The organism is Actinoallomurus sp. NBC_01490, assembly GCF_036227085.1.
Lineage (GTDB): Bacteria > Actinomycetota > Actinomycetes > Streptosporangiales > Streptosporangiaceae > Actinoallomurus > Actinoallomurus oryzae.
On record NZ_CP109433.1, the window covers coordinates 7,611,542 to 7,637,860 of the forward strand.

Consider the following 26,319-nt stretch of genomic DNA (forward strand, 5'->3'; position numbering starts at 1 on the left):
GCGCCCCCGCGCACCACGAAGAAGGGACCGATGGTGGCATCGAGCGATCGCGTACGCCGATCCGGCCGTCCTCCGTACGCCGCGCAGCGTCAGCAGATCCTGCTGCAGACGCTGCGCAGCGCGGGGCGCATCGACGTCACGGACATGGCGGAGCGGCTCTCCGTCTCGACGGAGACGATCCGCAAGGACCTCAGCGAGCTGGAACGCCAGGGCCTGCTGCACCGCGTGCACGGCGGTGCGGTGGCCGTGGAGGACCTGTCGTTCGAACCGGCGGTCGCGGCGCGCACCGAGTACACCGAGGAGAAGCGGCGGATCGCGGGGGCGGCGCTGGCCGAGGTGCCGAGCGAGGGCGCGGTGCTCATCGACGCCGGGTCGACGACCGCCTGCCTCGCCGAGCTGATGCCCGGCGACCGCGACCTGGCCGTCTTCACCAGCGCCCTGACGATCGCCATGACGCTGGCGACGCGTCCGCGACTCACCGTCCACACCCTGGGCGGCCGGGTGCGCAGCCGTACGTTCGCCGAGGTCGACAACTGGGCGATCCGCGCGCTGTCGGAGATCCGGGTGGACGTCGCCTTCCTCGGCTCCAACGGGTTCACCGTGGAGGACGGCCTGCGGACTCCGGATGAGTCCGAGGCGACGGTGAAACGCCTCATGCTGGGCGCCGCGCGCCGCCGGGTGCTGCTCGCCGACCACAGCAAGGTCGGCCACATCAGCCTCTACAAATACGGCGACCTTTCCGACATCGACCTGCTGATCACCGACACCGGCCTGTCCGGCGCGGACGTCCGCCGGTTCGAGGACGTGGGAGTAGAAGTGAAACGCGCATGATCGTGACAGTCACCCCCAACCCGAGCGTCGACCGGACACTCGCCGTGGGCCACCTGAGCCACGGCGAGGTCCTGCGGGCGAGCACCAGCTGGAGCGAGCCGAGCGGCAAGGGCGTCAACGTGTCCCTGGCGCTGAACGCCCACGGGTACGCGAGCCGCGCGGTGGTCCCCGTCGGCGGGGCCGAGGGCGCCCGCCTGGAGGCGATGCTGCGCGAACGGGGCCTGGAGTACGTCACCGTGCCGATCGGCGGCGAAGTGCGCAGCAACATCAGCGTCCTGGAACCCGACGGCACGGTCACCAAGGTGAACGAGCCCGGCCCGCGCCTTTCCGACGCGGAGCTGAAGGCGCTGGTCGAGGCGGCGATCAGCGCCGGCGAGCAGGCCGAGTGGCTCGTCGGATGCGGCAGCCTGCCGGTCGGCGCCGGACCCGGCTTCTACGCCGAGCTGGTCGGCGCGGCCCGGCACACGCCCGCGCGCATCGCGGTGGACAGCTCGGGGGCGCCGCTCGCCGCGGCGCTGCCCGCCGGCCCGGACCTCATCAAGCCGAACGCCGACGAACTCGCCGAAGCGGCCGGCCGCGCCATCGAGACCCTCGGGGACGCCCTGACCGCCGCCCGCCGTCTCCGGGAGCTCGGCGCCGGAACCGTCCTGGCCAGCCTCGGCCCGGACGGCGCGGTGCTCGTGGAGGAGAACGAGGTCGTGCACGGGGAGGCGTACGTCGCCGATCCCCGCAGCACCGTGGGCGCCGGTGACGCGCTGCTCGCCGGCTTCCTGGCCGCCGGCGCCCGCGGGCCCGAGGCGCTGCGGACGGCGCTCGGCTGGTCCGCCGCCGCCGTACGGCAGCCGGGCACCGTACTGACCGCCGACGGCACCGACACCACCGCGGACGTCACCCTGCACGACCGCCTGGACGTACGGCGGCGCCTCCGCCGTTCCTGACCCTCGCCGACACGCCCCCTGATCTCACGCGCGGGCTCAGGCCGAAGGGGCGGACGTGACAGCGCCGTCGGCGGCACGGCCGCACGGCCGCCCCAGCACCCGGCACGCCCGATGCCCGGCGCCCGGAGCGTTCCAGCGTCCGGTACACCCGGAGCCGGTGCCCGGCACCCGAACGATGCACGGCGCCCGATGGCCCACGCCCGGAGCCTGGCGCCCCGGACCGTTCCAGCGCGCCCGCGCCCAGCCACGCGCCTGCGCCTGCGCCTGCGCCTGCGCCTGCGCCATGGGTATCACCGTCACCAGTTCCGTACAGCGGAAGCATCTCTTCAACCTGAACGAAGTAGATGCCGGAGAACTCTTGACTCAGTCCCGTGAGCTCACCAATCATTGGTCACCTCACGGAAGGGGTCCTTCGGTTTGACGGAAGCCATGCAAGAAGTGTCACTCGACGGCCCGGGCCCGACCACGGCCGAACGGCTGGTGACACGTCTGGGTCCCCTGACGCTGCGCAACCCGGTCCTGCCCGCGTCCGGCTGCTTCGGCCCCGAGCTCGCCTCGGTCATGCCGGTCGACCGGCTCGGGGCGGCCGTCACGAAGACGGTGTTCAGCGACGTACGGTCCGGCAACCCGGCGCACCGGATCACCGAGACGCGGAACGGGATGCTCAACTCGGTGGGCATCCCGTCGATCGGTGCGACGCGTTGGCGGGCCGAGACCCTGCCCGCCCTGCTGGACTGCGGTGTCCCCCTGGTCATCAGCCTGGGCGGGCTCGCGGAGGCCGACTACCGCCGGGTGGCCGAGGATCTCGCCGGCGTCCCCGCCGCCGCCTTCGAGCTGAACGTCTCCTGCCCGAACCTGGAGGCGGGAGGCGTCGAGCTCGGCGCCGACCCGGCCGCCGTCACCCGGACCGTCGCCGGGGTGCGCGAGGTGACCGACCTTCCGCTGCTGGTCAAGCTGACGCCCAACGTCGCGTCCGTCGTGGAGCTGGCCCAGGCGGCCGTACGAGGTGGGGCCGACGCCGTCGTCGTCGCGAACACGTTCGTCGGAATGGCCATCGACCTGCACCGGCGCCGGCCCGTGATCGGCAACGGTGTCGGCGGGTGGTCGGGCCCGGCCGCCAAACCGCTCATCCTGCGCATGGTCTGGCAGGTCGCCGAGGCGGTCGACGTCCCCATCGTCGGCTGCGGCGGCATCACCAGCGCCCATGACGTCGCCGAGTACCTGGTCGCCGGCGCGAGCGCCGTGCAGGTGGGCACCGCGACCTTCACCCGCCCCCAGATCATGACCGAGATCATCGCGGACCTCCCGCGCGTCCTCGACGAACTGGGCGTCTCCCGAGTCACCGAGCTCATCGGCACGCTCCAGTCGGACGCCCGTCCTTCCCCCGAAAGGACCACGCCTTGACCGACGTCGACCACCACGCAATGGCCGATCCCCCGACCAGCCGTACGACGACGGCCGACGAGAAGCCGAGCCGGTACGGAATCCAGGCCGTCATCGGCGCCGCCGTCGGATACGCGATGGACGGCTTCGATCTGCTCATCATCGGGTTCGCGCTCTCGGCGATCAGCGCGACGTTCCACCTGTCCGACACCCAGGCCGGCAGCCTGTCGACGTTCACCCTGGTGGGAGCCGTCGCCGGTGGCGTCGTCTTCGGCATCCTGTCCGACTACCTCGGCCGCGTCCGGGTGCTGACCTGGTCGATCCTCATCTTCGCCGTCTTCACGGGGTTGTCGGCCGCCGCCTGGAACTACGAGTCGCTGCTCGCCTTCCGCGTGCTCGCCGGAATCGGCCTGGGCGGTGAGTTCGGCATCGGCATGACGCTCGCCGCCGAGGCGTGGCCGGCGAAGAAGCGCGCACGCGCGACCGCCTGGGTCGCCAACGGCTGGCAGGGCGGCACGCTGCTGGCCTCGGCGGCGGCCGCGATCCTGATCCCGATCGGCGGGTGGCGGCTGCTGTTCGTGGTCGGGATCTTCCCGGCGATCATCGCCTACCTTCTGCGCCGGCGGCTGCACGAGCCGGACATGTTCACCAAGCTCAAGGCCGAAAAGGCGAAGACCGACTTCCCGGTGCGCAAGCTCTTCGCCGATGTGCGCACCACCCGCACCACGATCGGGCTGCTGGTCCTGACCTCGGTGCAGAACTTCGGGTACTACGGCGTGATCACCTGGATGCCCACGTACCTGTCCCGCTCGGTGGGCAGCTCGTTCAACAAGTCCGTGGCCTGGACCGCCGTCACGGTGGTCGGGATGATCATCGGCGTCTTCATCTTCGGCAAGATGTGCGACACGGTCGGCCGCCGCAAGAGCTTCTTCGTCTTCGAGATCGGTGCCATCGTCGCCGTCCTGGTCTACGCGAACCTGTCGTCCAGCACCGCGCTCCTGTTCGGCGGCCTCGTCATGGGCGCCTTCATCAACGGCGCGATGGGGGGCTTCGGCGCCCTGCTCGCCGAGCTCTACCCGACCGAGGCGCGCGCCACCGCGCAGAACGTGCTGTGGAACCTGGGCCGCGGCGTCGCCGGCTTCGCGCCGCTCATCATCGCGGCGGTCGAGACGGCGCACGGCTTCCCGTTCGCCATCAGCACGCTCGCCGGCATCTACGTCCTGGCGATGATCGCGCTGCTGGTCATCCCCGAGCGCAAGGGGGCCGAGCTCGCCTGATGCGTACTCCCGAGCGGCCCCGTTGCCGGCAGGTCACGAGACAGGTCACGAGAAAGGACAGGGCGATAGCATGACGGTGTCGCTTCGTGAGGCGCTCGCGTCGGGCGGCCCGGAGGTCTTCCAGGACCCCGGCGACCGGCGAGCCGAGCTGGCCCGCGACGTCGTGGCGGCCGCGTACCTGCGCGGTGACTACGTGCTCTCATCCGGGCAGGCCAGCGACTTCTACTTCGACAAGTACCTCTTCAACACCAAACCGACGGTGCTCCGGCGGCTGGCGAGCCTGCTCGCCGAACGGCTGCCGGCCGACGTCGACCGTATCGCCGGCCCGGAGCTCGGCGCGGTGCCACTGACGACGGCCCTGTCGCTGGAGACCGGAATGCCGTTCGTCGTGGTCCGGAAGGCACGCAAGAAGTACGGCACGGTGACCCGCCTGGAGGGCGAGCTCCACGCCGGAGAGCAGGTGGTCCTGATCGAGGACGTCGTGACCACCGCGAGCCAGGCACTCGCCGCCGCGAGCACGGTCACGGCCGCCGGCGCGAAGGTCAGCACGATCATGGCCGTGGTCGACCGCGAGCAGGGCGGCGGCGCGGCGATCGCGGCCGCCGGATACCGGTTCGACCCTCTGTTCCGCCTCTCCGAACTGCTCAACGTCAGGGCGAGCGCCGACGATCCGAAGGAGAACCGTCCATGAATCCCACGTCCGCGACCCCGTCGTCACTTCGCGACCCGAAGCGTACGGAACGGGTCGGCGCGGCCCTGGCCGAGCGGCTGCGCCCGCACGAGCCGGCCTTCGTCGTCTGCTGGGACACCAGTGAGGACGTCGTCCTGGCGCACGTCGTCGCACGCGAGCTCGGGGCCGACCTCCTCCTCGCCAACGAGATCGAGGGCATCGTGGCGCTGGAGTACGCGCTTCCCGACGGCGCGACCGTCGTCCTCGTCGCCGAGTCCCTCGACTCGCCGACGGCCGTGGCCGGCCTCGCCGGCGTCGTCGATCACGCGAAGGCCCGGGTGGCGGCGGTGGCGACCGCGCACGGCCGGGTCGAGGTCGCCGGTACCAGGGCCGAAGGGGCGGCGGTCGTCACCGCGGAGGCGGCATGAGCGTCACCTCCGAAACGCGTGCGGCCACCGGCCGTACCCGAGCGGATTCGCCCACGGGCGGTGCGGCCGGCCGTTCCAAGCGCGGTGCCTCGCCACGGCGCGGTCCGGAGGCGCCGCCGGCGGGGGCCGACGGCGCCTCCGGACCGCTGCCCGCGAGCGCGCCGCGGATCGCCGACGCCCTGGAGGAGCTGGCCGGGCTGAGTGAGGGCGGCCCCGGCGTGACACGGCTCGCGTACTCGCCGCTGGAACGGCAGGCGCACGAGCTGTTCGCGTCGTGGATGCGTGCCGCGGGATGCACCGTGACCGTCGACCCCGCGGGCAACACGATCGCCACCCGGCCGGGACGCAGCGCCGACGCGCCCGCCCTCGGCACCGGCAGCCACCTGGACTCCGTCTACAACGGCGGCCGTTTCGACGGGATCACCGGGGTCGTCGCGGCCGTCGAGGTCGCCCGGCTGCTGGCCGAGGCGAAGATCGAGACCGAGCACCCGCTGAGATTCGTCGCCTTCGCCGGCGAGGAGGGCGCCCGGTTCGGCCAGGCCTGTCTCGGGTCGAAGCTGGCCGCCGGGCTGTCCTCGGTCGCCGAGCTGAACAGCCGGCGCGACCGGGACGGCGTCTCCGTCGCCGACGCGATGAGCGCGCTGGGCTTCGACCCGGCACGGGCCGTCGCGAACCCCTGGCGCCCGCAGGACTGGGCGGCCTTCCTCGAACTCCACGTCGAGCAGGGCAGCGTCCTCGAGCGCGGTCAGATCAGCGTCGGCGCGGTCGATCTCATCTCCGGCTCGACACGGCTGGAGCTGACGCTCGACGGGCAGGCGTCGCACACCGGCGGCACGCCGATGCGCGGCCGGTCCGACGCGCTCGCGGCGGCGAGCGAGGCCGTGCTGATCGCCGAGGAGCTCGCGCTGGACACCCGGCATCGCGGTACGCGCGCGACCGTGGGGCGGCTGGAGGTCTACCCCGGTTCGATCACCACGATCCCGGGCCGGGTGACGTTGAGCGTCGACGTCCGCGACATCGACGCGGACCGGCAGCGGCTCACCGCCGCCGAGATCGTACGGCGCGTCCAGGCCGTCTGCGACCGTCGCCGCGTGCGCCTCGACGTCCGCCTGCTGGCCGACACCTCGCCGGTCGTGCTTCCCGTCTGGGTGCGGCGGTTCATCACCACCGCGGCGAGTGAGCTCGACGTCAGCTACCGCGTCATGACGTCGGGCGCGAGCCACGACGCGCAGATGATCAATCGGATCACTCCGGCGGGGATGGTGTTCGTGCCGAGCCGGGCCGGCCTGTCGCACGTCCCCGAGGAGTGGACGGCACCCGACGAGATCGCGACGGGGGTCCAGGTGCTGGCCGCCGGGCTGCTCCGGCTGGACCGCGACCTGACCGAGCTGGCGGGCCGGCGATGAGCACGGTCACGCCGTCGGTCGGGCGGGCCGCGACGAGCGGCGTGGCGTCCGGAGGCGCGCTGACGGTGCTCCCGGACGACCGGCGCCCGCGCCCCGTCAGCGTCGACGCGCCCGTCGTCGCCAACCGGCACCTCACCGACCGGTACTGGCGGCTGACCGTCGAGGCCCCGCTGGTGGCGACGACGTTCCTGCCCGGCCAGTTCGTCATGTTGACGGTCACCCGGGACGTCCGCGAGGGCCCGGTGCTGCCGCGGCCGATGGCCGTGTACGACGCCGATCCGGGCACCGGCCGCGTCGACGTCGTCTACTCGGTCGTCGGCGCGGGCACCCGCGCGCTCACCACCTTCACGACGGGCGAGCACATCGGCCTGGTCGGCCCGCTCGGCCGGGGCTTCGACCAGCCGGCGGGCGACCTGCTGCTGCTCGGACGCGGTATCGGCACGTGCTCTCTGACCTCGCTCACCCTGCGGCCGGCCGCCGGCACGACGGTGACCGCGGTCGCGTCCGGCCGCCACCCCGGCGCGGTCATCGGCCCGGAGCTGTACGAGGCGCGCGGCGTCCGCTGCCTTCCGGTGAACGACACCGACGGGTCGTCCGACCCGGGCCGGCTGGGACTACGGCTGCGCGCGCTGCTCGACGGCGCCCCTCCGGCGTTGATCGCGGCGTGCGGCTCGGCCCGGCTGGAGGCGCTGGCGCAGCGCCTGGCCGGGGTCTGGGGCGCCGAGGTCCAGGTCGCCCTGGAGGCGCACATGGCCTGCGGCCTGGGCTACTGCCACGGCTGCTCGACCGGTGACCGTACGGCGTCGTCCGAGGCGCCGCTCGTCTGCCGCGACGGCCCGGTCTTCGGGCTGCCTCCGGCGTAGGGCCGCCTCCGGCGCAGGTCCGCCGGGCCCGCTCACCGCCGACATCCACCCGGCCCACCGCGGCCGACGTCCGTTCGAAAGAGGAGTACGTTTTGAAGCTACTGGTCCGCAACGGCACCGTCGTCACCGAGAGCGGTCTGGTCGACGCCGACATCCTGTGCGTGGACGGCCGGATCCAGGAGCTGCTGGACACGGGTACCCCGGTCGCGTCCGACGAGGTCGTCGAGGCGCGCGGCCGGCTCGTCTTCCCCGGTTTCATCGACCCCCACGTGCACAGCCGCGACCCCGGTTCGACGCACAAGGAGACGTTCGAGCACTCCACGCTCGGCGCCCTGTGCGGCGGTATCACCACCGTCCTGGAGATGCCGAACGCGATCCCGGCCGTCGCCGACCTCGCGACCTTCCACGCGCGGCGTGCCGAGCACGAGCCGCGCACCTGGGTCGACTTCGGCCTGTGGGGCCTGGCCCTGGGACCGGACAACGCCGACGAGATCGCGCGGATGTTCGAGGCGGGCGCGGTGGCGGTCAAGCTGTTCTGGGGCTACGCGCTGCACCGCGAGACCAAGGGCCTGGTCTACAACTTCGCCGACGAGCCGCCGGAGAACCTGCTGCTGCCGCCGGAGAACGGCGAGGTCCTCGAACTCTTCCGCGCCGTCGCGGCGACCGGCGGCGTGCTCGCCGCGCACTGCGAGGACCGCCACGTCCTGGCCGAGTCGGCCGAACGCCTCGGCCACCCGATCGAGACCTACGCCGACCTGCTGGCCGCACGACCGGCCGTCGCCGAGGCCGCCTCGATCGCGGTCGGCGCCCAGTTCGCCCGCGCCACCGGCTGCCGCTTCCACGTGGTGCACATGGCCTCGCGGATGGGCGCCGACACGGTACGGAAGGCGCGCGAGCTCGGCGCGCCGATCACCGCCGAGACGTGCCCGCAGTACCTCACCCTGACCGACGCCGACGCCGAGCGCCTCGGGCCGCTCATGAAGGTGTACCCGCCGGTGCGCGAGGCCGACGACCAGGACGCCCTGTGGGCCGCGATCAACGACGGGACGATCTGCTCGGTCGGCTCCGACCACGCGCCGCACACCCTCGAGGAGAAGAACCTCGGGTTCGGCGCCGCACCGGCCGGGGGCGTCGGCATCGAGACGCTGGCGCCGCTGCTCGTCGACGCCATGTCCCGGGGCCGGCTGACGCCGGGGCGGCTCTCGGAGGTGCTGTCCAGCGGCACCGCGCGGCTGTACGGGCTGTGGCCGCGCAAGGGCGTCATCCGCCCCGGAGCGGACGCGGACCTGACGATCGTCGACCCGGCCGCCGAAGGTGCCGTGCGCAACGACCGGCTGCACGCGCTGAACCCGGTGAGCACCTGGGACGGCACTCCCCTGAAGGGCGTCATCACGGGCAGCGTGCTGGGCGGACGCCTCTCCATGAGCGACGGCGAGCCCGTGGGCGAACGCCACGGCCGGTTCGTACGGGCCGACCACGCCGCGACGCGTGCCGCCGAGGCCGCGCGCACGGGGGCGCGGGTCGCGTGAGCGGACCACTGCTCGACGACCTGGTGGAGGCCGCCCGCGGGCTGGCCGAGCGCGGACCGTCCGCGGACGTGCGGCGGCACGCGGCGCTGCTCGCCGCCGACACGCTCGGCGTCATGCTGGCGGGCGGCCGCCGCCCGGAGGCGGTGGCCCTCGTCTCCGGCGATCCGCTGACCGGGCCCTGGGCGCGCGCCGAGCCGGGCTCCGGGCCGGCCGCGCGGTTCATGACGGCCGGCGGCGGCTGGGGCGCGCCCGACCGCGCCGCCTACGTGAACGCGACCGCGACCTGCGCGCTCGAACTCGACGAGGGCATGCGGCCGACGGGGCATCCGGCGGCGCACGTCCTGCCCGCGGCGCTCGCCGCCGCGGAGGCGCTGGACCGCGACTGGGACGAACTGCTGACCGCGTTCGTCGCGGGTTACGAGGTGGCCGCCGGGCTGTTCGCCGGCATCCGGCTGCGGCCCCCGACGCATCCGCACGGCCACCTGGGCGCGGCCGGTGCGGCCGTGGCCGTCGCGCTACTCGCGGGCGACGACCCGCTGCCCGCGGCGCGCGCCGCGACCACGATCCCGCTGCTCACCACGTGGGCGCCGTGCCTGGAGGGCGCGAACGTCCGGAACTCCTGGGCCGGGCACGCCGCGGCGGCGGGCCTGCTCGCGCGGCGGCTCGTCCACGCCGGGTACCGCGGGGCCGGCACCGCGCTGGAGACCGCCTTCGACGGTCTGGCCGGCGACCGTACCGAGGTGGATCCGGGAGAGGTCGGCACCCGCATCACCGGCGGCTACATCAAGCTGTACTCGGCATGCGCGATCACCCATTCGGCGGTCGAGGCCGCGCTCGCCCTGGCGCCGGTCTCCGCCACGTCGGTCGCGTCGGTCCACGTGACGGTGAACGCCAACAGCATGAAGACGGCGGCCCAGCCGGCCGGCAACGACCTGTCGCGGCGCTTCTCCATCCCGTACGCGGTCGCGGTCGCGCTCCTGCGCGGCGACGCGGATCCCGCGCGCTTCGACCGGCCCGACGCCGAAGCCCTGGAACTGGCTACGAAGGTGACCGTGGCGGAGGACCCGGAGGCCACGGCGGCCTGGCCGGAGTACGCCCCGGCCACCGTCCGCCTGACGCCGGCCGAGGGCCCGGTCCGCACCGCGCACGTCGACGACGCTCTCGGGCATCCGGGAAACCCCGTCGGCCCGGACGCGGTGCGGAACAAGTTCCTGCGGCTGAGCGGCCGCCCCGCCGAGGTCTGGGATCTGCTGACCGGCGGGTACTCGTCGCGGAAGGTCCGGCATGTCCTCGACGCCGTCACCCGTACATGACTCGGGCAGGTCTCGCGCGGCCCGGCCTCGTCGATGCCGCCCGCATCGGCGGAGGCTACTCTCTCTCCGGGGAAGGAGAAGATCATGCAACCCGTCACGCGCGCGCTGTCGGTTCTGAAGACGCTGGCGGCGCATCCCGAAGGCCTGCCGCTGGCCACGCTCTCCCGGGAACTCGGCGTGCCGCAGGGAAGCATGCATCGGCTGCTCGCCGTGCTCGAAGGCGAGAAGTTCATCTCCCGGTCGCCGTCCAACCGGCACTTCTTCCTCGGCCCCGCCGCACGGCAGCTCAATGACGAGAACGCCCGTCACCACTCGCTGCTCGTCCCCTCACATCCGGCTCTGGCCAAGGCCGCCGAGGACAGCGGCGAGACGGTCTTCCTCACCGAACTCGTCGGCGATCGCGCGGTGTGCGTCTCCCTGGTCGAGTCGTCCCACGCGCTGCGGATGTTCGTACGGATCGGCCAGGAGATGCCGCTGCACGCCGCGGCGTCGGCGCGGACGCTGCTCGCGCACCTGCCCCCCGAGCAGGCGCGCAGGCTGCTGACCGGCCGCGAGCTGCCGGCGTACACGGCGGGCACGGTGACCGACCCGGACGAGCTGATGGGCCTGCTCACGCTCATCCGCGCCCGCGGCTACGACGTCTGCGACGACGAACTCGACCGCGGCGTGTGGGCCATCTCCGTGCCGGTCCGCGCCTCGACCGGCCGGGTCGTCGCATCGGTCACGCTCGCCGGGCCCGGCCACCGCATCACCGAGCCGCATCATCGCGACAGCTACCGCGAACTCGTCTTCGAGGCCGCGCGCTCGATGAGCGCCGACCTGGGCTACGCGGACCAGGAGAGCGAACCGGCCATGGCCGGCGAACCTCCGGTCCTCGACGAGATCCGGGGCCTGTCCGAAACTCCCCGTCCGTAGCGAGCGGCGTCCAGGCGTCGCGTCGCGAGGCGGAGGAGCGCGAGCGGGTCCCTCACCCGGCGACGGCCGCGCGGTACGCGTCGAGGTCCGTCACGCCCTCGGTGCCGACCACCAGGACCGTGCCGTCGCCGGCGTGCGGGAACGCCTTCTCCCGCAGGAGTACGGCCAGGCCCGCGAGGCCGGCCGCGCCGCTCTCGCTCGACGCGATGCCCTCGGCCGCGAGCCGTCGCATCGCGTCCCTCACCTCGTCGTCGGAGACCGCCACGGCGGCGCGCAGGCCGCGCCGCAGCATCGGCCACGCGACGTGCGACACCTCGCCGCAGTTGAGCCCCGCCATGATCGACTCGTGCGGGCCCGGAACCGCGACCGGCCGTTCCGCGGCCAGCGACCGCCGGACGCAGTCGGCTCCCAGGGGCTCGGCCGCGACGACGTCACAGCCGCCGGCGGCCAGGCTCTGGACGGCGGCCGCGGCGAACGAGCCCACGCCCGCGGGCACCAGCGCCAGCGTGAACCCGGCCGCCTCACCGGCCGCCTCCGCGAGCTGGGCACGGGCCTCACGGAAGATCGTCCCGTACCCCTCCACGATGGCCGCGGGGATCGTCTCGTACCCGGGCCAGGAGGTGTCCGAGACGAGCAGCCGGTCCGCGTGCAGGCGCGCGTCGGCGGCGGATCGGCGGACGGCGTCGTCGTAGGAGCCGCCGACGACCACGATGTCCGCTCCCTCGTTTTCGATCGCGGCGATCCGTTCCTCCGACAGCTGGAAGGGGACGAAGACCCGGCAGCCGAGCCCGAGCAGGGACGCCATGTGCGCGAGGGCCCGCCCGTGGTTCCCGTCGGTCGCGGTCGTGAGCGTCGTGCCGGACGGCAGCGACCGCGCCGCGGCCAGCGTCGCGTCGAACCGCGGCGGCAGGGCCGTACCGAGCCGCTCGGCGATCGCGCGGTGCACCGCCCACGCCGCCCCGACGATCTTGAATGACGGCAGGCCGAGGCGCTCGCGCTCGTGCTTGACGAAGAGCCGCCCGACCCCCAGGCCGGCGGCCAGCCGGGGCACCTCGACCAGGGGCGTGGCCTCGAACCCGGGCAGCGAGTCGTGGAACGCCTCGACGTCGGCGGCGTGCGGCGCCGGGCCGCTCACCTCGCGCCCGGCCCAGCGCGCGTTCATCGAGACCCGGTCCGGCACGAGAATACCTCCATCGCCATCGCTCATCGGCACTGCCGACAGCGTGATGGCTCGGCGCCGCCGAATCTTCGTCTCCGGCTCCCAACTCCACGCCGCGGGTTTGGCCGTACGTACTGATCCGGGCTCGGTCGCGCATCGGCCCGGAGCGGACCGGGCGACCTCGGAGCCCGGCCGCACGCGGGAGTCTGCCAAACTTGGCGATCATTCGTACGGTCCGGCGCACAGCAGAGGGCCGAGCCGGCCGGCGCCGGACCGGTATCGCCGTACGCACGACGGGAGGTTCGGTGGCGTGTCCGACGTCGCGCACGAACAGACGGGGCCGATCGGGGTCGTCTTCGAGACGCTCGACCCGGGAGCGCTGGCCCGCTTCTGGGCCGGGGCTCTGAACGGGACGACGCCCGAGGAGAACCTCGGCGGCGAGCAGACGGTCATCCGCACGGGCGACACCGTCCTGCGGCTGCGGTTCACACCGGCCACCCGGCCGAAGACGACCAAGAACAGACTCCATCTGGACCTGGCCGGCGGGTCCGACCCGGCCCGGGAGGTGGAACGCGTCCTCGCGCTGGGCGCCTCCAGGGCCGACATCGGGCAGGGTGAGGTGCCCTGGACGGTCCTCGCCGACCCCGAGGGCAACGAGTTCTGCGTGCTGCCCGAGGAGGGTTCCGCGGGACGTCTCGCCGCGATCTGCCTGGACGCCGCCGATCCGGACGTACAGGGCCGGTTCTGGGCTCCGGCCCTCGGGTGGCGGATCGTGGATCAGGGTGACTGGGGGATCAGCCTCCGTTCGCCGTCGGTGCGAGGCCCCAGGATGGTCATGGGTCCCCCCGCGGCCGCCAAGGCGGGAAGGAACCGCCTCCTCCTGGAGATCGCCGCCCACGGCGACGACCCGGCGACGGCGGCGGACCGGCTGACGCGGACGGGCGCCACGAGGGCCGATGCCGAACGGACCGGCCTCCTGGCGGATCCCGAAGGGAACGAGTTCCTCCTCGCGGCACGGTGATGACTGCCGGGATCGAGGGGGCGGGCGCCGCCCAGATCATCGCCTACACCGCGGCGGACGCCGCCGGGACGCTCACGACCGACCCGTACCGGACAGGGATATCGCTGTGACCGACACGACCGTCACCGACCGCTCCTTCGAAGAGGCGCTGCCGAAGCGGCGCCTGCGGATGGGGAGCCGGACCTCGCATCTCGCCCGCGCGTACGCGGGCCGGGTCGGCGACGCTCTGCGTCTGGTCGCTCCGAACGTCGACGTCGAGATCGTCGGCATCGAGACCTCCGGTGACGCGTGGAAGGGCGACCTCGCCCGGCTCGGCGGTAAGGGCGCCTTCATGAAGGAGATCGACAAGGCGCTGGCCTTGGGCGAGATCGATATGGCCATGCACGCGATGAAGGACGTGCCCGGCGACGTGCCGCTGCCCCGCGGCCTGGTGTTCGCCGCCTACCTCGAACGCGACGATGTCCGCGACTGCGTCGTCTGGCGCGCCGGCTCCCGGTACGAGTCCCTCGACGATCTACCGCCCGGCACGGTGATCGGCACGTCCGCGGTTCGCCGCAAGGCGCAGATCCTCCGGCGCCGGCCCGATCTCCAGGTCGTGCCGTTCCGCGGGAACGTCATCCCTCGCCTGGCGAGGCTGGACGAGAACGAAGACGGAATCGAGGCGATCGTCCTGGCCCACAGCGGCCTGACGCGCGCCGACGCCGGCGACCGGATCGGCGAGACCTTCCCGATGGACATGATGTGCCCGGCGGTCGGCGCCGGCGTCATCGGCGTGCAGTGCCGCGAGAACGACGAGGGCGTCCGCGGGCTACTGCGGCTCATCGACCACGACGAGACCCGCCGCCACATCACGGCCGAACGCGCGATGCTGCACGGCCTGCAGGGGCACTGCAACAGCCCGATCGCCGGTCACTGCTCGACGACCGCTGACGGCCGGCTCTCGCTGACCGGCATGGTGTTCTCCCACGACGGCGGCGAGTTCGTCCACGCGCACGGGCAGGACGAGCGCGACCGCGCGCACGAACTCGGCGCACACGTCGCGGCCACGCTCGCCCGTGAGGGAGCCCGCGACATCATCGCGGGCATCCCGCACTGAGCACATGCCCACCGTCCCGCCGATCCGGCGTACCGGCTGCGGCTACGTGGCCTTGGCCTGGCGCACGTCCGAGGTGTCCATGGCGAAGCGGCCGATGGTCCAGGCGATCGCGGGCACGTTCTCGTCCAGGGCCTGAAGGCTCAGGTTCGCCACCCGGTCGCACGTCTGGTGATAGCAGTGGTCGTACTGCTGCCCCGCCTGCCCGCCGAACATCGCGGCCTCCTCCGGCGTCTTCAGGCCGATCGTGCCCATGTCCATCCCGCCGACCGCGATGCCGGCCGTCACGAACGGTGCCTGGTCCGAGCCGACGCCCGTCACCGGTTCGGTCACGAACGGCAGGCCGGCGCGGGTGAAGTACTGCTCGAACACCTTCGTGACGGTCGCCGATCCCGGTGCCTCCGGCACGTCGCCGTCGATGAGGAAGCGGGCGAAGTTCGGCGAGGCGATCAGCTCGAAGTTCTCATAGAGGTCGATGGCGGCCCTCTCGGCGGACGACAGGTGCTCGACGTAGTAGTCGGAGCCGACGTCGACCTGCTCCTCCGCTCCCCAGAAGGCGAACCGCACCTTGTCGCGTACGCGGTTCTGGAACGGAGCGAGCCGCTTGGCCGTCGCCAGCAGGGCGGCCACGCTGCTCGCGTTGTCGTCGATGCCCGGCCCCTCGGGCACGCTGTCCAGATGGGCGCCGGCCATCACGATGTGGTCGGCGGAGCCCCCGCGCGTCTCCGCGAAGAGGTTGACGGTCTTCTTGTCCGCCACGTGGCCGCGGAGTTCGAGGTGGAAGGTGACGGGGTGCTGCGCGGCGTCGGCGCTCAGTTGCCCGGCCTGCGCGGGCGAGATGGTCGCCGAGGGGATCGTGAAGTCCGAGGGGGTGAAAACGTGCAGCCGGTAGATGTTCTCCGGGTCCGGCACCGGCAGGTACATCAGCATCGCCAGGCCTCCCAGCCCGGCGATCACCTTCTGCTGGTCGGCGTACCCGCAGGAACTGCGCGGGGTGAGCACGATCGCGCCGCGTACCGGAAGCCCGTCGTAGTCCGCGGCCGTGCATCCGCTCGTGCCGTCGGCCTTGACCGGCGCGAGGACCAGGGGTGCCGTTAAGCCGCCCTTGGGGGTGACCGGCGAGCCGTCCAACATCAACGTGCGGATCGTACGAGCGTGCGGGGCGGTCTCCCGGCCGGACTCGGCGTCGAACACGAACTGCCGGTAGGGCACCGTCTGGCTCTTCACCCGGTAACCGGCGGCGGTGAGTTGCTCGGTGACGTAACGCGCCGACGCCGCGAATCCCGGCGTGGCCGTCGCGCGCTGGCCGCCGTCCTCGTCGGCGATCCGTTCGAAGACGCGCAGGTGGGCGAGGGCTTGCTGCCCGGACGTGGTCTTGGCGAGGTGGTCGGCCAGCCAGAGATCGTCGTCCGGAGCCGAGGTGGCCGCGGTCAGCGAGCCGGTGATGGCCACCGCGGCGACGGCGGCGAGAAGGGTTCTCATCGGACTCCTCGGGTCAGATGGCGGTGCACGGTATCGGCCATCGACGTAGCCGATAGGGCAGACACAGCGCATCACGGCCATTACTGATGATCAAGCCCGATCGCAGCAGTCCGATGGGCAGGCACGGCGTCTCGAGCAGGTGCCAGGGCATCGAGACGAGGCAGACACGCATGGGGCCTCCCGGGACCGGTTGAGGGGGCGGCCCCGTGCCCCGGGCACCAGGCCGCGGGGCACAGGGCCGATCACTGGGTTCAGTGCACGTAACGCATCGCACACCTCCTTCGCGTGCTAGACGACACGGGCCTCGAACCGAGACGGCCCGCGGAGGGTCAGGTTGCGCCGGTAGACCGGCGCCGCGACGGCACGGATCTGGCCGCACTCGGCGGCGAGGATCCCCAGGACGACGCCCGCCTGTAACGTCGCGAGAGACTGTCCGAGGCACGAGTGCGCACCACGGCCGAAGCCGACGTGCGGATTCGGATCACGGCCGAAGTCCAGTGCGTCCGGGTCGGAGAAGCGCGCCGGGTCCCGGTTGGCCGCGCCGAGCAGCATCGTGACCGCCTGGCCGCGGCGGATGACCGTCCCGCCGATCGAGGTCTCCTGGACACAGGCCCGGCCGTCGGCCTGCACCGGCGAGACGTAGCGGACCAGTTCCTCGACCGCCACCGGCGTCTCGGCCGCCGCGAACCGGCCGAGCGCGTCCGGCATCGCCGCCATCACGGCGAGGGCGTTGGCGAGCAGCCGGCCGGCCGACTCGAATCCCGCGTGGAACACCGCGCGAAGCGTGTTGAGCAGGATCGGCCGCTCGATGCCCGAGTCCGCGCCGTGGACCGACACGTAGCCGACGAGACCGGCGTCCGGCGGATCGGCGAGCCAGCCCTCGGCGAGTTCGGCGAGCCGTGCGCGCGCCGCCACCGCCGGCTCGTACGTCTCCGGCCACACCCCGGCGTCCATGCCGTCGACGATCGCCTGGGAGGTCGGCAGGAACCACTCCGGATCCGGTCGCGCGACGCCGAGCACCGCGACGATGGTGTCGAGGGCGATCGGGGCGGCGAACTCGGTGACGGCGTCGAAGGAGTCCTTGCGCCGTACCCGCGCGAGCCGCTCGCGGACCCGGTCGGCGATCATCTGCCGGAGCGCCGGATAGTCGAGGGTACGGACGGCGTTCACCATGAAGTGGCGGATCAGCGTGTGCTCGGGGGGATCGAGCGACTGGATGCTCAGCAGCGGAGTCGGGATCCGCTCTCCCGTACGGCGCCAGTCCGACGCGAACGCCCGTGAGTTCCGCAGGACGGCGGCGCAGTCCTCGTAACGCGTCAGCACCCAGGAATCGATCGCCTCGCTCCAGTAGACGGGTTGGGACTCCCGCAGCCGGGCGTACGCCGGATACGGATCACGGAGTGTCTCCGGCTCGGCCAACGCGAGGATCCGGTCGGTCGACAGGGCTTCGGGCATCGGGGAGCAACCTCCTGAGGACATCACACGCGGTCCGCAGCCATACGGAGTCTTGGCCGACGGCTTGCACGTCCGCTTTACATCTGCTTTACGCGAGGTCAGAGGACGGGGTTCAGCACGTGGGCCGGGGCCCGATCGCTGGGACCGCTCCAAGTCACGGGGCGAGCGCCGATCGCGCCGACCGCGTGCCGTACGTCCGCCGGCTCCTCGACGTGAGCTCGCTCCAGGGCGAAGGCGCGGAGGATGCCGTCGAAGAAGTAGCGAACATGCCCTCCGGGCACGCGCACCGACTCCAGCAGGTGATGCTGGGCGAGATGGTCGAGCAGGCGGCCCGCGTACGTGATGTCCTCCCCGGTCACCGCCGCACAGATCCAGTCCGCGAAGTGGGAGGTCTGCAGCAGCGCGAGCCTCCGGAAGGCCCGCTGGGCCCGCGAGTCGAGGCGTTCGTAGCTGAGGCGGATGCTGGAGCGCATCGACAGATCGCCGATCGCGAGCTCGTCCAGCGGGGCCGTGCGGAGCCGGCCGGCGACCCCGTCGAGCGTCGCCGCAGGGCTCACGGCCAGCATGGATCCGGCGATCCGGATCGCGAGTGGCACGTACCGGCACAGGCGGACGACCTCGGCGGCCGTACGGGTCTCCGACACCGCCGGCTCGTGGCCGGAGACGCGCGAGAGCAGTTCGACCGCCTCCTCGGGGCCGAGCGGCTCGACGACCAGATGCCGGGCGCCTTCGAGGCCGGCGAGGCTCTGGCGGCCCGTGATGATGACCGCGCAACCGGCGGACCCGGGCAGCAGCGGGCGGATCTGCGCCTCATCCGCGCAGTTGTCCAGGACGAGGAGCAGATGACGGTCGGCCGTGAGGCTCAGGAAGCACTCGCGGCGTTCTTCGACGTCGCCGGGCAGGTCGGCGGCGGGCACGCCCAGCGTGCGCAGGAAGCGCTCGAGCACGTACGAGGGCTCCAGCGGGCGCGGGCCCAGGCCCTCCAGGTCGATGAAGAGCTGGCCGTCCGGGAAGTCCCGGCGCACCTGGTGCGCGATCCGGACGGCCAGCGTCGTCTTCCCGACTCCGGGTTTGCCGACGAGCTTCAGGACGGGCAGGGATCTCCGCCTGCCCGGCCGCCGGTCGCCGCGCAGGACCTCGCAGCCGTGGGCCACCTCCCGCGAGCGTCCGGTGAAGTCGCCGATGCAGGAGGGGAGCTGGGCGGGGACGGGCCACCGCGCGACCACGCTCTCGGGCGCGTTGAGGTTCGGGGCGGAGTTGAGGATGGCCTCCTGGAGGCGGCGCAGCTCGTACCCCGGTTCGACGCCCAGCTCGCTCATCATCATGCGCCGGGTGCCGCGGTACTGCTCCAGCGCCTCGGCCTGACGCCCCGAGCGGTACAGGGCGAGCATGAGCCGGCCGCGCAGCCGTTCCCGGAAGGGATGGATGGCGACCAGCGCCGTCAGCTCGCTGACCAGCCCGGTGTGGCGGCCCAGCGCCAGCTCCGCGTCGAGCCGCTCCTCGATGGCCCGCAGCCGCTGTTCTTCGAGGCGGCAGGCCTCCGCGGCCACCGTCGGCATCCCCTGGACGTCGAGGAACGGCGCCCCGCGCCACATGTGGAGTCCGTCGCTCAGGAGCCGCACCGCCGCCTCGTGCCGCCGTTTCGCCAGCGCGTCGCGCGCGTCGTCCAGCATCGACTCGAAGCGCGCCGAGTCGAGGTCGGCGTCGTCGCAGCTCAGCAGATAGCCCGGTCCGCAGGTGCGCAGGCTCTCGGCGGCCGCGTCATCGCCACGGTCGCGCAGCTGACCCCGGATGCGTGAGACGTACTGCTGAACGAGGTTGTTCGCCGATTCGGGCGGCTGGGAACTCCAGAGTTCGTCGACGATCCTGGAGGTGGAAAGGACATGATTTCGATTGATGACGAGTAAGGCGACGATAGAGCGTTCTCTGGGGCGCAGAACAAGCGGTTCGCTGCCGGTTACCGTAAGCGCCCCTAATACGCCGTACTTCATATGAAGAAATACCCCCAAGATCCTGACGAGCCATTGGGTGTCGGGTGTCCCGTTAATTCCCGGTCACACGTCCGGTTTCGCGTCGAGCAGGCAGAAACCGGAGGGCACGGTAAGCTGAGACGCTCGAACAGCGCGTAACCGGTATTGAAAGCGCGGAGTTCGATCGGATTGACGGCGTCAGCGGTTGCGGGCACTTTTCCTCCACGGTCGGCACACACGAGCACATCCGGCGTATATTCGGCCAGATGTCCGGATTACTGCACCTTCCGACCTCAGCACGGATTCATCCCTTTTTCACGCGACGTTACTGACCGGTATCGGCCGCTCGTGCGGGATTGACGGTCCGTGCTCGCGGCCACCCGTGTGGCTCCCCCGCTAACCCCGCCGCAACCGCAGCGTGACGATCTCGAAGGGCCGGAAGGCGATCTCGATCGGTTCCCCGGCCGCCCACGCGGAGGCCTGCACCACGGTGTCGGCGAGGCCGGCCGCGTCCCGTTCGAGCAGGTCGGTCGTCCAGGCCCGCTCGACGGGCTCGGAGACCTCGACGCGCGCCCGCGCCCGGCCTCCGCGCGCCTCGTAGAGCCGCACGACGAGGTCGCCGGAGCGGTCCTCGGCGAGCTTGACGGCCTCCACCACGACCGCGGGCGAGGAGACCGTGACGAGCGGGGCCACCGGGCCGCCTCCGGTCACCGTACGCACCGGAAGGTTGAGCCGGTAGCCGGTGTCGAGGGCCTCCAGCACGGTCGGGGCGGGCCGCAGCGCGGTGCGCAGGACATGTTCTCCCTGGTCGGCGTGGGGGTCCGGGAAGCGCGGCGCGCGCAACAGCGACTCGCGCACGAGCGTGACCGTCGAGCCGTCGGGCGCCCACCGGCGGGTGATGTCGTGACCGTAGGTCGAGTCGTTCGCGACGGCCGCGCCGAAGCCCGGTTCGCCGACGTGCACCCATCGGTGCGCCGCCGTCTCGAAGCGCGCCATGTCCCAGGAGGTGTTCGCATGGGTGGGCCGCTGCACGTGCCCGAACTGCACCTCCGACGACGCCCGGTCGGCGTGCACCGCGAGCGGGAACGCGAGCTTGAGCATCTTCTCCCGCTCCTGCCAGTCGGCGCGGGTCTCGATCTCCAGCTCGCGCGAACCCTCCGCGAGCCGGAAGGTCTGCGTGAACGTGGAGCGGTGGAACGAGCGCCGTACGATGAGCGCCTCGCCGGTGGCCTCCACCGCGTCGGCCTCGCGCAGCTCGGTCACGGTGTGCCGGTAGTGCGCGTCGATGTCCCAGGCGTCCCACTGGTTCGGAGTGTCGCGGAACACCTGGAGCAGGGCCGCCGCCTCGCCGGCCGCCACGAGCTCCCGCCCCGAGGAGGCCTCGACGAACGAGACGAGCAGGCCCGTGGCGTCGAAGACGGCCCGGACGACGCCGTTGTCGAGCACCCACCCCGGATCGGCGGCGACGGGCGCCACGCGGGCGGGTGCGGACCCGGCCGCCGCTCCGAGCGCGGGCGCCCCGGCCGCCGCGACCGGTGCCGCGTTGAAGACGACCGGCGCCGAGCCCGGCCCGGCGAGCGCCCGCTGCGCCTCGTCGATCAGCGGTTCGAGCGCGGCGGCGACGGCCGCGTAGTTGCGCTCGGCCTCCTGGTGCACCCAGGCGATCGAGGAACCGGGCAGGATGTCGTGGAACTGCTGGAGCAGCACGGTTCGCCACGCGTCGTCGAGCGTCTCATGCGGATAGTCCGCGAGCCCGCGCCAGGCCGCGGTCGCGCTCCAGAGCTCCGCCTCGCGCAGGAGGTGTTCGCTGCGCCGGTTGCCCTGCTTGGTGTTCGCCTGGGAGGTGTAGGTGCCCCGGTGCAGCTCCAGGTACATCTCCCCCGACCACGTCGCCGGCGCCGGGTGGGTCTCCCGCGCGAGTCCGAAGAAGCGCCGCGGCGTGCCGACCTCGACCCGCGGCGACCCCTCCAGCGAGCGCGTACGAGCGGCGGCCTCCATCATCTCCCGGGTCGGCCCTCCTCCCCCGTCGCCGAATCCGAACGGCGTGAGCGAGACGTTGGAGACGCCCTTCTCGGCGTACTGCCGCTGGGCGCGGGCCAGGTCGGCGCCGGAGAGGTCGGAGTTGTAGGTGTCGGCCGGGGGGAAGTGCGTGAAGATGCGGCTGCCGTCGATGCCCTCCCACCAGAACGTGTGGTGCGGCATCCGGTTGGTCTCGTTCCAGGAGATCTTCTGGGTGAGGAACGCGTGCGCGCCCGCCGCACGCGCGATCTGCGGCAGCGCCCCCGTGTAGCCGAACGAGTCGGGCAGCCACACCTCGTCGGGCTCGAAGCCGAACTCGCGCAGGAAGAAGCCCTTCCCGTACACGAACTGGCGCGCGAGCGCCTCGCCGCCGGGCATGTTCGTGTCGGACTCGACCCACATCCCGCCCACCGGCACGAACCGCCCCTCGGCGACGCGCCGGCGGATGCGCTCGAACAGCGCCGGATAGTGCTCCTTCATCCACGCGTACTGCTGGGCGCTGGAGCAGGCGAACACGAAGTCCGGGTACTCATCCATGAGCGCGAGCACGTTCGAGAACGTACGGGCGCACTTGCGGATCGTCTCGCGCGTCGGCCACAGCCAGGCCGAGTCGATGTGCGCGTGCCCCACCGCGATCACCTGGTGCGCGCTGGAGTAGGCGGGCGAGGCGAGCACGTCCGCCAGGGCCTCCCGGCCCGCGGCGGCGGTCTCGGCCACGCGGTCGGGGTCCACGACGTCGCACATCCGCTCCAGCGCGCGCAGGATCTCGGCGCGGCGCGGCAGGGACGCCTCCAGCTCCTCCATGAGTCCGACGAGGGTCCAGCAGTCCTGGAGCAGGCCGTAGACGGTCAGGTCGCGCTCGACCAGGTCGACGCGGCGGAGCGTGTAGATGGGCTCGGTGCCGGCGGTCGCCTTGTCGCCGAGCGGGGTGGGCAGGTAGAAGTAGTGCCCGCCCACGTCGGGGTTGGACGCGGCCTCGATGTAGAGGTCGACCGGCCCGGGGCCGACGGGCACGGCGTTGTTCAGCGGCTCCAGGCCCTTCACGATCGTGCCGTCGGGCCGGTAGATGAGGCCCTCGGCCTGAAAGCCCGGCTGCCGTGCCGAAAAGCCCAGGTCGACGACCATCTCCAGCGCGACGTCCGGACCTCCCCACCCCTCGGGGATCTCACCGGTGACCCGGAACCAGGTCGTCCCCCACGGCCTGCTCCAGGACATGCCGGGCTTGAAGACGGTGAAGCTCTGCGCCGCCGCCTCCGCGAACGGCACCGGCTCGTCGGGCACCTCCCACGCCGTCACGTCGAGCGCGACGTGACGGCGCTCCACGGCGGGCGCGATCCGCTCGCGTACGAAGCGCTCGACGCGCATCTCGATCTGGGGGGTGGTGTCGTGCATGAAGGCTCCTGACCGTGGCAGAGGTGAGGGAACGCAATGCGGGGGAACGAGCGGGCTAGCGAACCGGCGCCTCGCCGCGCCACCCGGCGCAGCGCTCCGCCCAGCGTTCGAGCTCCTCGCGCATCTCGCGGAACCGGTCCGGGTGGGTCCGCGACAGCTCGCGCCGCTCACCCGGGTCGTCGAGGAGGTCGTAGAGGCCCTCGGGCACGGCCACGTCCACCTGCATGCTCTCGCAGGCGTCCAGCACCACCTTCCAGCGGCCGAGCCGGCCGGCGAGCTGCCCCTCGTACTCCCAGAACAGCCAGCGGTCGGGACCGGCCTCGCCGCTCTTCAGCAGCGGCAGCAGCGACCTGCCGTCGATCGTCTCGTCGGCGGGCTCGGCGCCGTCCACGGCCTCGAGCACGGTGGGGACGACGTCGGCCATGCAGCCGACCACGTCACCCGGCCCGCCGGCCGGAATCGCCGCGGGCCAGGAGATGATGGCGGGCACGCGGATACCGCCCTCGAAGAGCGAGCCCTTGTGGCCGCGCAGGCCGCCGGCCGAGCCGCCGTCGTAGGAGACCTCCTCCCCGTCGAGCCAGTTGCGCTCCTCGATCGACGGGCCGTTGTCGGAGGACATGAAGACGATGGTGTTCTCGCGCAGGCCGAGCCGGTCGAGGGCGTCGAGGATCTCCGCGACGCCGTCGTCCATGGCCTTCACCATCGCCGCCATCATGCGCCGGCCGTCCGGCAGGTGGGCGAACTGCGCCATGTACTCCTCGGGCGCGTGCAGGGGGTAGTGCGGCGCGTTGAACGGCACGTAGCAGAAGAACGGGCGTTCGGCGTTCCGCTCGATGAAGTCGACGGCCCGGCGCGCGATGACCGTGGTGAGGTACTCGCCGTTCAGCCAGACCTCGTCCTCGCCCTCCCACAGGTCGTGGATCGGGTTGTGGTCGCCCCAGTAGTAGATGTGGGAGTAGTAGTCGACGCAGCCGGCGCGGAAGCCGAAGTGCTCGTCGAAGCCGCGGTGCAGCGGCCCGTAGGCGGGGTCGGCGCCCAGGTGCCACTTGCCGAAGATGCCGGTGGCGTAGCCGCGCTCCCGCAGGGCGCTCGCGAGCGTCGGCTGGGGCGGGAGCCCGGGGGTGCGCCGCGTCCCGCCGAGGATCGCCTCCACACCGGCGTGCGCGGGGTGGCGGCCCGTGAGGAGCGACGCCCGGGAGGGCGAACAGACGGGCGCGTTGGAGTACCACTGCGGCAGGCGGACGCCGGAGGCGGCGAGCCCGTCCAGGGCGGGGGTGTCGAAGTCGTCGGCGCCGAAGCAGCCGAGGTCGCCCCAGCCCAGGTCGTCGGCGTAGATGACGACGACGTTCGGGCGTTCGTCGGTCGGATTCATTCTTTGACGCTCCCAGCGGCCATTCCGGCGACCAGCCGTTTCTGTACGACGGAGAACAGGACGATGGTGGGGACGGTCGCCACCGTGGCGGCGGCCATGATCACGCCCCAGTCGCTCGTGTACTCCCCGAAGAAGGACGACAGCCCCACCTGGACGGTCTTCAGGTCCTCGCTCGTGTTCAGCACGCTCGCGAAGAAGTACTCCTCCCACGTCGCGATGAAGGTCGTGACGATCACTGTGACGATGCCGGGCAGCGCGATCGGGAAGACGACCCGGAAGATCACGCCCACGTTCGAGCAGCCGTCGATGCGCGCCGCCTCGTCGAGCGCGATCGGGATGGTGTTGAAGTAGCCCATCAACAGGTAGATCGCGAGCGGCAGGGTCATCGCGGTGTACACGATGATCAGGCCGACGTAGGAGTTGAGCAGGCCGAGCTCCCCGAACGAGAGGTAGATCGGCGTGATCAGCACGACGAAGGGCAGCAGCTGCGTCGCGAGGACGACCATCATGATGGTCCGGCGCAGCCGGAAGGCGAACCGCGACAGCGCGTAGGCCGCCAGGCTCGCCAGCACGACGGTGCAGACCGTGCTGACGGCCGAGACCAGCAGGCTGTTCCCGATGTACCGCGCGAAGTCGGAGTTGCCGAACAGCCTGGAGTAGGCGCCGAACCCGAGGCCGTCGAAGTACCGGCTCCAGGGCAGCCGGGCGGCGAGCGCCGTCGTCGGCCGCAGCGAGGTGAAGACCATCCACAGGACGGGGAAGACGATCACGAGCAGGATCGCGAAGGTCGGCACGATCACGAGCAGGTCGCGCGCCCGCCGCCGGTTCGGGTCGCGTCTCGGGGCGGGCCTCTTTCGCTCGTCAGGGCGGGCCGGCCTCGACGTCACGTCGGCGGTCATGCGGACCGTCCTTCCCGATCACTCGTCACCCGCAGGTAAACCAGGGCGAACACCGCCATCGTCGCCGTCATGACGATGCCGATCGCGGCGCCCTGTCCGAGGTCGTTGGCCACGAACGCGGCCGAGTACAGCTGGGTGGCGAGCACCTGCGTGTACGTACCCGGCCCTCCCCCGGTCGAGAGCCAGACGTAGACGAAGTTGTTGAACGTCTGGATCACCGTCATGAGCACGACGACGACGATGACGGGCCGCATGTTGGGCAGCGTGATGTGGAGGAAGGACTTCCAGCGCCCCGCGGAGTCGATCGCCGCCGCCTCGTACTGCTCCTTGGGGATCGACTGCAGGCCCGCCATCATCACGACCACGACGAAGGGCAGCTCACGCCAGACGATGATGGCGATCACCGACCACCACGCGGTGCTCGTCTGGGCCAGGAAGGGCACGCCCTTGGACACGAGGTGCGTGCTGACGAGGAACTGGTTGAGCACTCCGGTGTTGGCGTCGAAGATCGACTTCCAGCAGGCGACCGCGACGACCGGCGGGAGCATCCACGGGACGAGGACGAGGGTGCGGCACAGGCCCCGCAGGTGCCACCGCTGGAGCACCCGGCTCTGCAGGAGGAGCGCGAGCGCCAGGCCGAGCACGAGCCGGATCGTCACCGTCAGCGCGGTCAGCCAGAAGGCCGTGTTGAGCGTGGCGCTGCCGATCTGCGGGTCACTGAAGATCGCTTTGAAGTTGTCGAACCCCACCCACTCGGCGTCGCCGGGCGCGTCGTACGGGCTCAGCTTCTGGAACGCCAGCACCACGTTGTACACGCTGGGGAAGACGAACAGGACGCCGATGACGAGGAGAGCCGGTGTCGTCAGCGCGTACGGCTGACGTCGTGCGGAGCGGGAGGCCATCG

21 protein-coding genes are annotated in these 26,319 nt (G+C 72.1%); 13 read left to right on the top strand and 8 right to left on the bottom strand.

The features are described from left to right. The first annotated feature begins 30 nt into the window (after positions 1 to 30). The 11 genes from OG417_RS35170 (at position 31) to OG417_RS35220 (ending at position 11,553) form a co-directional block, all read left to right on the top strand. Positions 31 to 831, top strand: coding sequence for a DeoR/GlpR family DNA-binding transcription regulator (locus OG417_RS35170; protein ID WP_329238074.1), 801 nt, complete (start codon positions 31 to 33; stop codon positions 829 to 831). Beyond that, on the top strand, positions 828 to 1,769 hold the full coding sequence (locus OG417_RS35175) for a 1-phosphofructokinase family hexose kinase (RefSeq protein ID WP_329238077.1): 942 nt from the start codon (positions 828 to 830) through the stop codon (positions 1,767 to 1,769). Before OG417_RS35170 ends, OG417_RS35175 begins: the two co-directional genes overlap by 4 nt. A 429-nt stretch (positions 1,770 to 2,198) precedes the next feature. Continuing rightward, positions 2,199 to 3,173 carry a dihydroorotate dehydrogenase gene (locus OG417_RS35180; protein ID WP_329238081.1) on the top strand — a complete coding sequence of 325 codons (975 nt, stop codon included), beginning with the start codon at positions 2,199 to 2,201 and terminating at the stop codon, positions 3,171 to 3,173. Next, entirely contained in the window at positions 3,170 to 4,429 is a 1,260-nt protein-coding gene (locus OG417_RS35185) for an MFS transporter (protein WP_329238084.1), read from the top strand. Before OG417_RS35180 ends, OG417_RS35185 begins: the two co-directional genes overlap by 4 nt. A 70-nt stretch (positions 4,430 to 4,499) precedes the next feature. Then, positions 4,500 to 5,120: an orotate phosphoribosyltransferase gene (pyrE, locus tag OG417_RS35190; RefSeq protein ID WP_329238087.1), complete on the top strand. Its 621-nt coding sequence runs from the start codon at positions 4,500 to 4,502 to the stop codon at positions 5,118 to 5,120. Next, positions 5,117 to 5,527, top strand: a complete 411-nt coding sequence (locus tag OG417_RS35195) for a hypothetical protein (protein ID WP_329238089.1) — start codon at positions 5,117 to 5,119, stop codon at positions 5,525 to 5,527. Before pyrE ends, OG417_RS35195 begins: the two co-directional genes overlap by 4 nt. After that, the gene (locus tag OG417_RS35200; RefSeq protein WP_329238092.1) at positions 5,524 to 6,933 is read left to right on the top strand and encodes a Zn-dependent hydrolase; all 1,410 of its coding nucleotides are present in this window, start codon (positions 5,524 to 5,526) and stop codon (positions 6,931 to 6,933) included. The genes OG417_RS35195 and OG417_RS35200 overlap by 4 nt, the downstream gene beginning before the upstream one ends. Then, positions 6,930 to 7,796, top strand: a complete 867-nt coding sequence (locus OG417_RS35205) for an iron-sulfur cluster-binding protein (protein WP_329238095.1) — start codon at positions 6,930 to 6,932, stop codon at positions 7,794 to 7,796. Before OG417_RS35200 ends, OG417_RS35205 begins: the two co-directional genes overlap by 4 nt. Positions 7,797 to 7,888: 92 nt before the next feature. Continuing rightward, positions 7,889 to 9,325: a dihydroorotase gene (locus OG417_RS35210; RefSeq protein ID WP_329238098.1), complete on the top strand. Its 1,437-nt coding sequence runs from the start codon at positions 7,889 to 7,891 to the stop codon at positions 9,323 to 9,325. Beyond that, positions 9,322 to 10,638, top strand: a complete 1,317-nt coding sequence (locus OG417_RS35215; protein ID WP_329238101.1) for an MmgE/PrpD family protein — start codon at positions 9,322 to 9,324, stop codon at positions 10,636 to 10,638. The genes OG417_RS35210 and OG417_RS35215 overlap by 4 nt, the downstream gene beginning before the upstream one ends. 84 nt (positions 10,639 to 10,722) lie before the next feature. Then, positions 10,723 to 11,553 carry an IclR family transcriptional regulator gene (locus OG417_RS35220; RefSeq protein ID WP_329238103.1) on the top strand — a complete coding sequence of 277 codons (831 nt, stop codon included), beginning with the start codon at positions 10,723 to 10,725 and terminating at the stop codon, positions 11,551 to 11,553. 52 nt (positions 11,554 to 11,605) lie between these two features. Here OG417_RS35220 and OG417_RS35225 read toward each other — a convergent pair whose 3' ends face one another. Further along, positions 11,606 to 12,733, bottom strand: coding sequence for a diaminopropionate ammonia-lyase (locus OG417_RS35225; RefSeq protein ID WP_329238106.1), 1,128 nt, complete (start codon positions 12,731 to 12,733; stop codon positions 11,606 to 11,608). 289 nt (positions 12,734 to 13,022) lie between these two features. Here OG417_RS35225 and OG417_RS35230 point away from each other — a divergent pair, with 289 nt between their 5' ends. Then, positions 13,023 to 13,733: a VOC family protein gene (locus OG417_RS35230; RefSeq protein ID WP_329238109.1), complete on the top strand. Its 711-nt coding sequence runs from the start codon at positions 13,023 to 13,025 to the stop codon at positions 13,731 to 13,733. 106 nt (positions 13,734 to 13,839) lie between these two features. Then, on the top strand, positions 13,840 to 14,829 hold the full coding sequence (hemC, locus tag OG417_RS35235) for a hydroxymethylbilane synthase (protein ID WP_329238112.1): 990 nt from the start codon (positions 13,840 to 13,842) through the stop codon (positions 14,827 to 14,829). Positions 14,830 to 14,871: 42 nt separating this feature from the next. Here hemC and OG417_RS35240 read toward each other — a convergent pair whose 3' ends face one another. The 7 genes from OG417_RS35240 to OG417_RS35270 all read right to left on the bottom strand — a co-directional run bounded on the left by OG417_RS35240 (position 14,872) and on the right by OG417_RS35270 (position 26,317). Then, positions 14,872 to 16,308 (bottom strand): M20/M25/M40 family metallo-hydrolase, encoded by a 1,437-nt coding sequence (locus tag OG417_RS35240; RefSeq protein ID WP_329238115.1) that lies wholly within the window; start codon positions 16,306 to 16,308, stop codon positions 14,872 to 14,874. A 288-nt stretch (positions 16,309 to 16,596) separates the two neighbouring features. Beyond that, the gene (locus tag OG417_RS35245; RefSeq protein WP_329238118.1) at positions 16,597 to 17,763 is read right to left on the bottom strand and encodes a cytochrome P450; all 1,167 of its coding nucleotides are present in this window, start codon (positions 17,761 to 17,763) and stop codon (positions 16,597 to 16,599) included. Positions 17,764 to 17,861: 98 nt separating this feature from the next. Continuing rightward, a complete protein-coding gene (locus tag OG417_RS35250; RefSeq protein ID WP_329238120.1) occupies positions 17,862 to 19,754 on the bottom strand; it encodes an AfsR/SARP family transcriptional regulator in 1,893 nt (630 codons plus the stop codon). A gap of 375 nt (positions 19,755 to 20,129) precedes the next feature. Continuing rightward, positions 20,130 to 23,144 (bottom strand): alpha-mannosidase, encoded by a 3,015-nt coding sequence (locus OG417_RS35255; RefSeq protein ID WP_329238123.1) that lies wholly within the window; start codon positions 23,142 to 23,144, stop codon positions 20,130 to 20,132. 55 nt (positions 23,145 to 23,199) lie between these two features. Continuing rightward, on the bottom strand, positions 23,200 to 24,516 hold the full coding sequence (locus tag OG417_RS35260) for a sulfatase-like hydrolase/transferase (protein WP_329238127.1): 1,317 nt from the start codon (positions 24,514 to 24,516) through the stop codon (positions 23,200 to 23,202). Further along, positions 24,513 to 25,415, bottom strand: a complete 903-nt coding sequence (locus OG417_RS35265; RefSeq protein ID WP_329238129.1) for a carbohydrate ABC transporter permease — start codon at positions 25,413 to 25,415, stop codon at positions 24,513 to 24,515. Before OG417_RS35265 ends, OG417_RS35260 begins: the two co-directional genes overlap by 4 nt. Continuing rightward, on the bottom strand, positions 25,412 to 26,317 hold the full coding sequence (locus OG417_RS35270; protein WP_329238133.1) for a carbohydrate ABC transporter permease: 906 nt from the start codon (positions 26,315 to 26,317) through the stop codon (positions 25,412 to 25,414). Before OG417_RS35270 ends, OG417_RS35265 begins: the two co-directional genes overlap by 4 nt. Positions 26,318 to 26,319 lie beyond the last annotated feature (2 nt).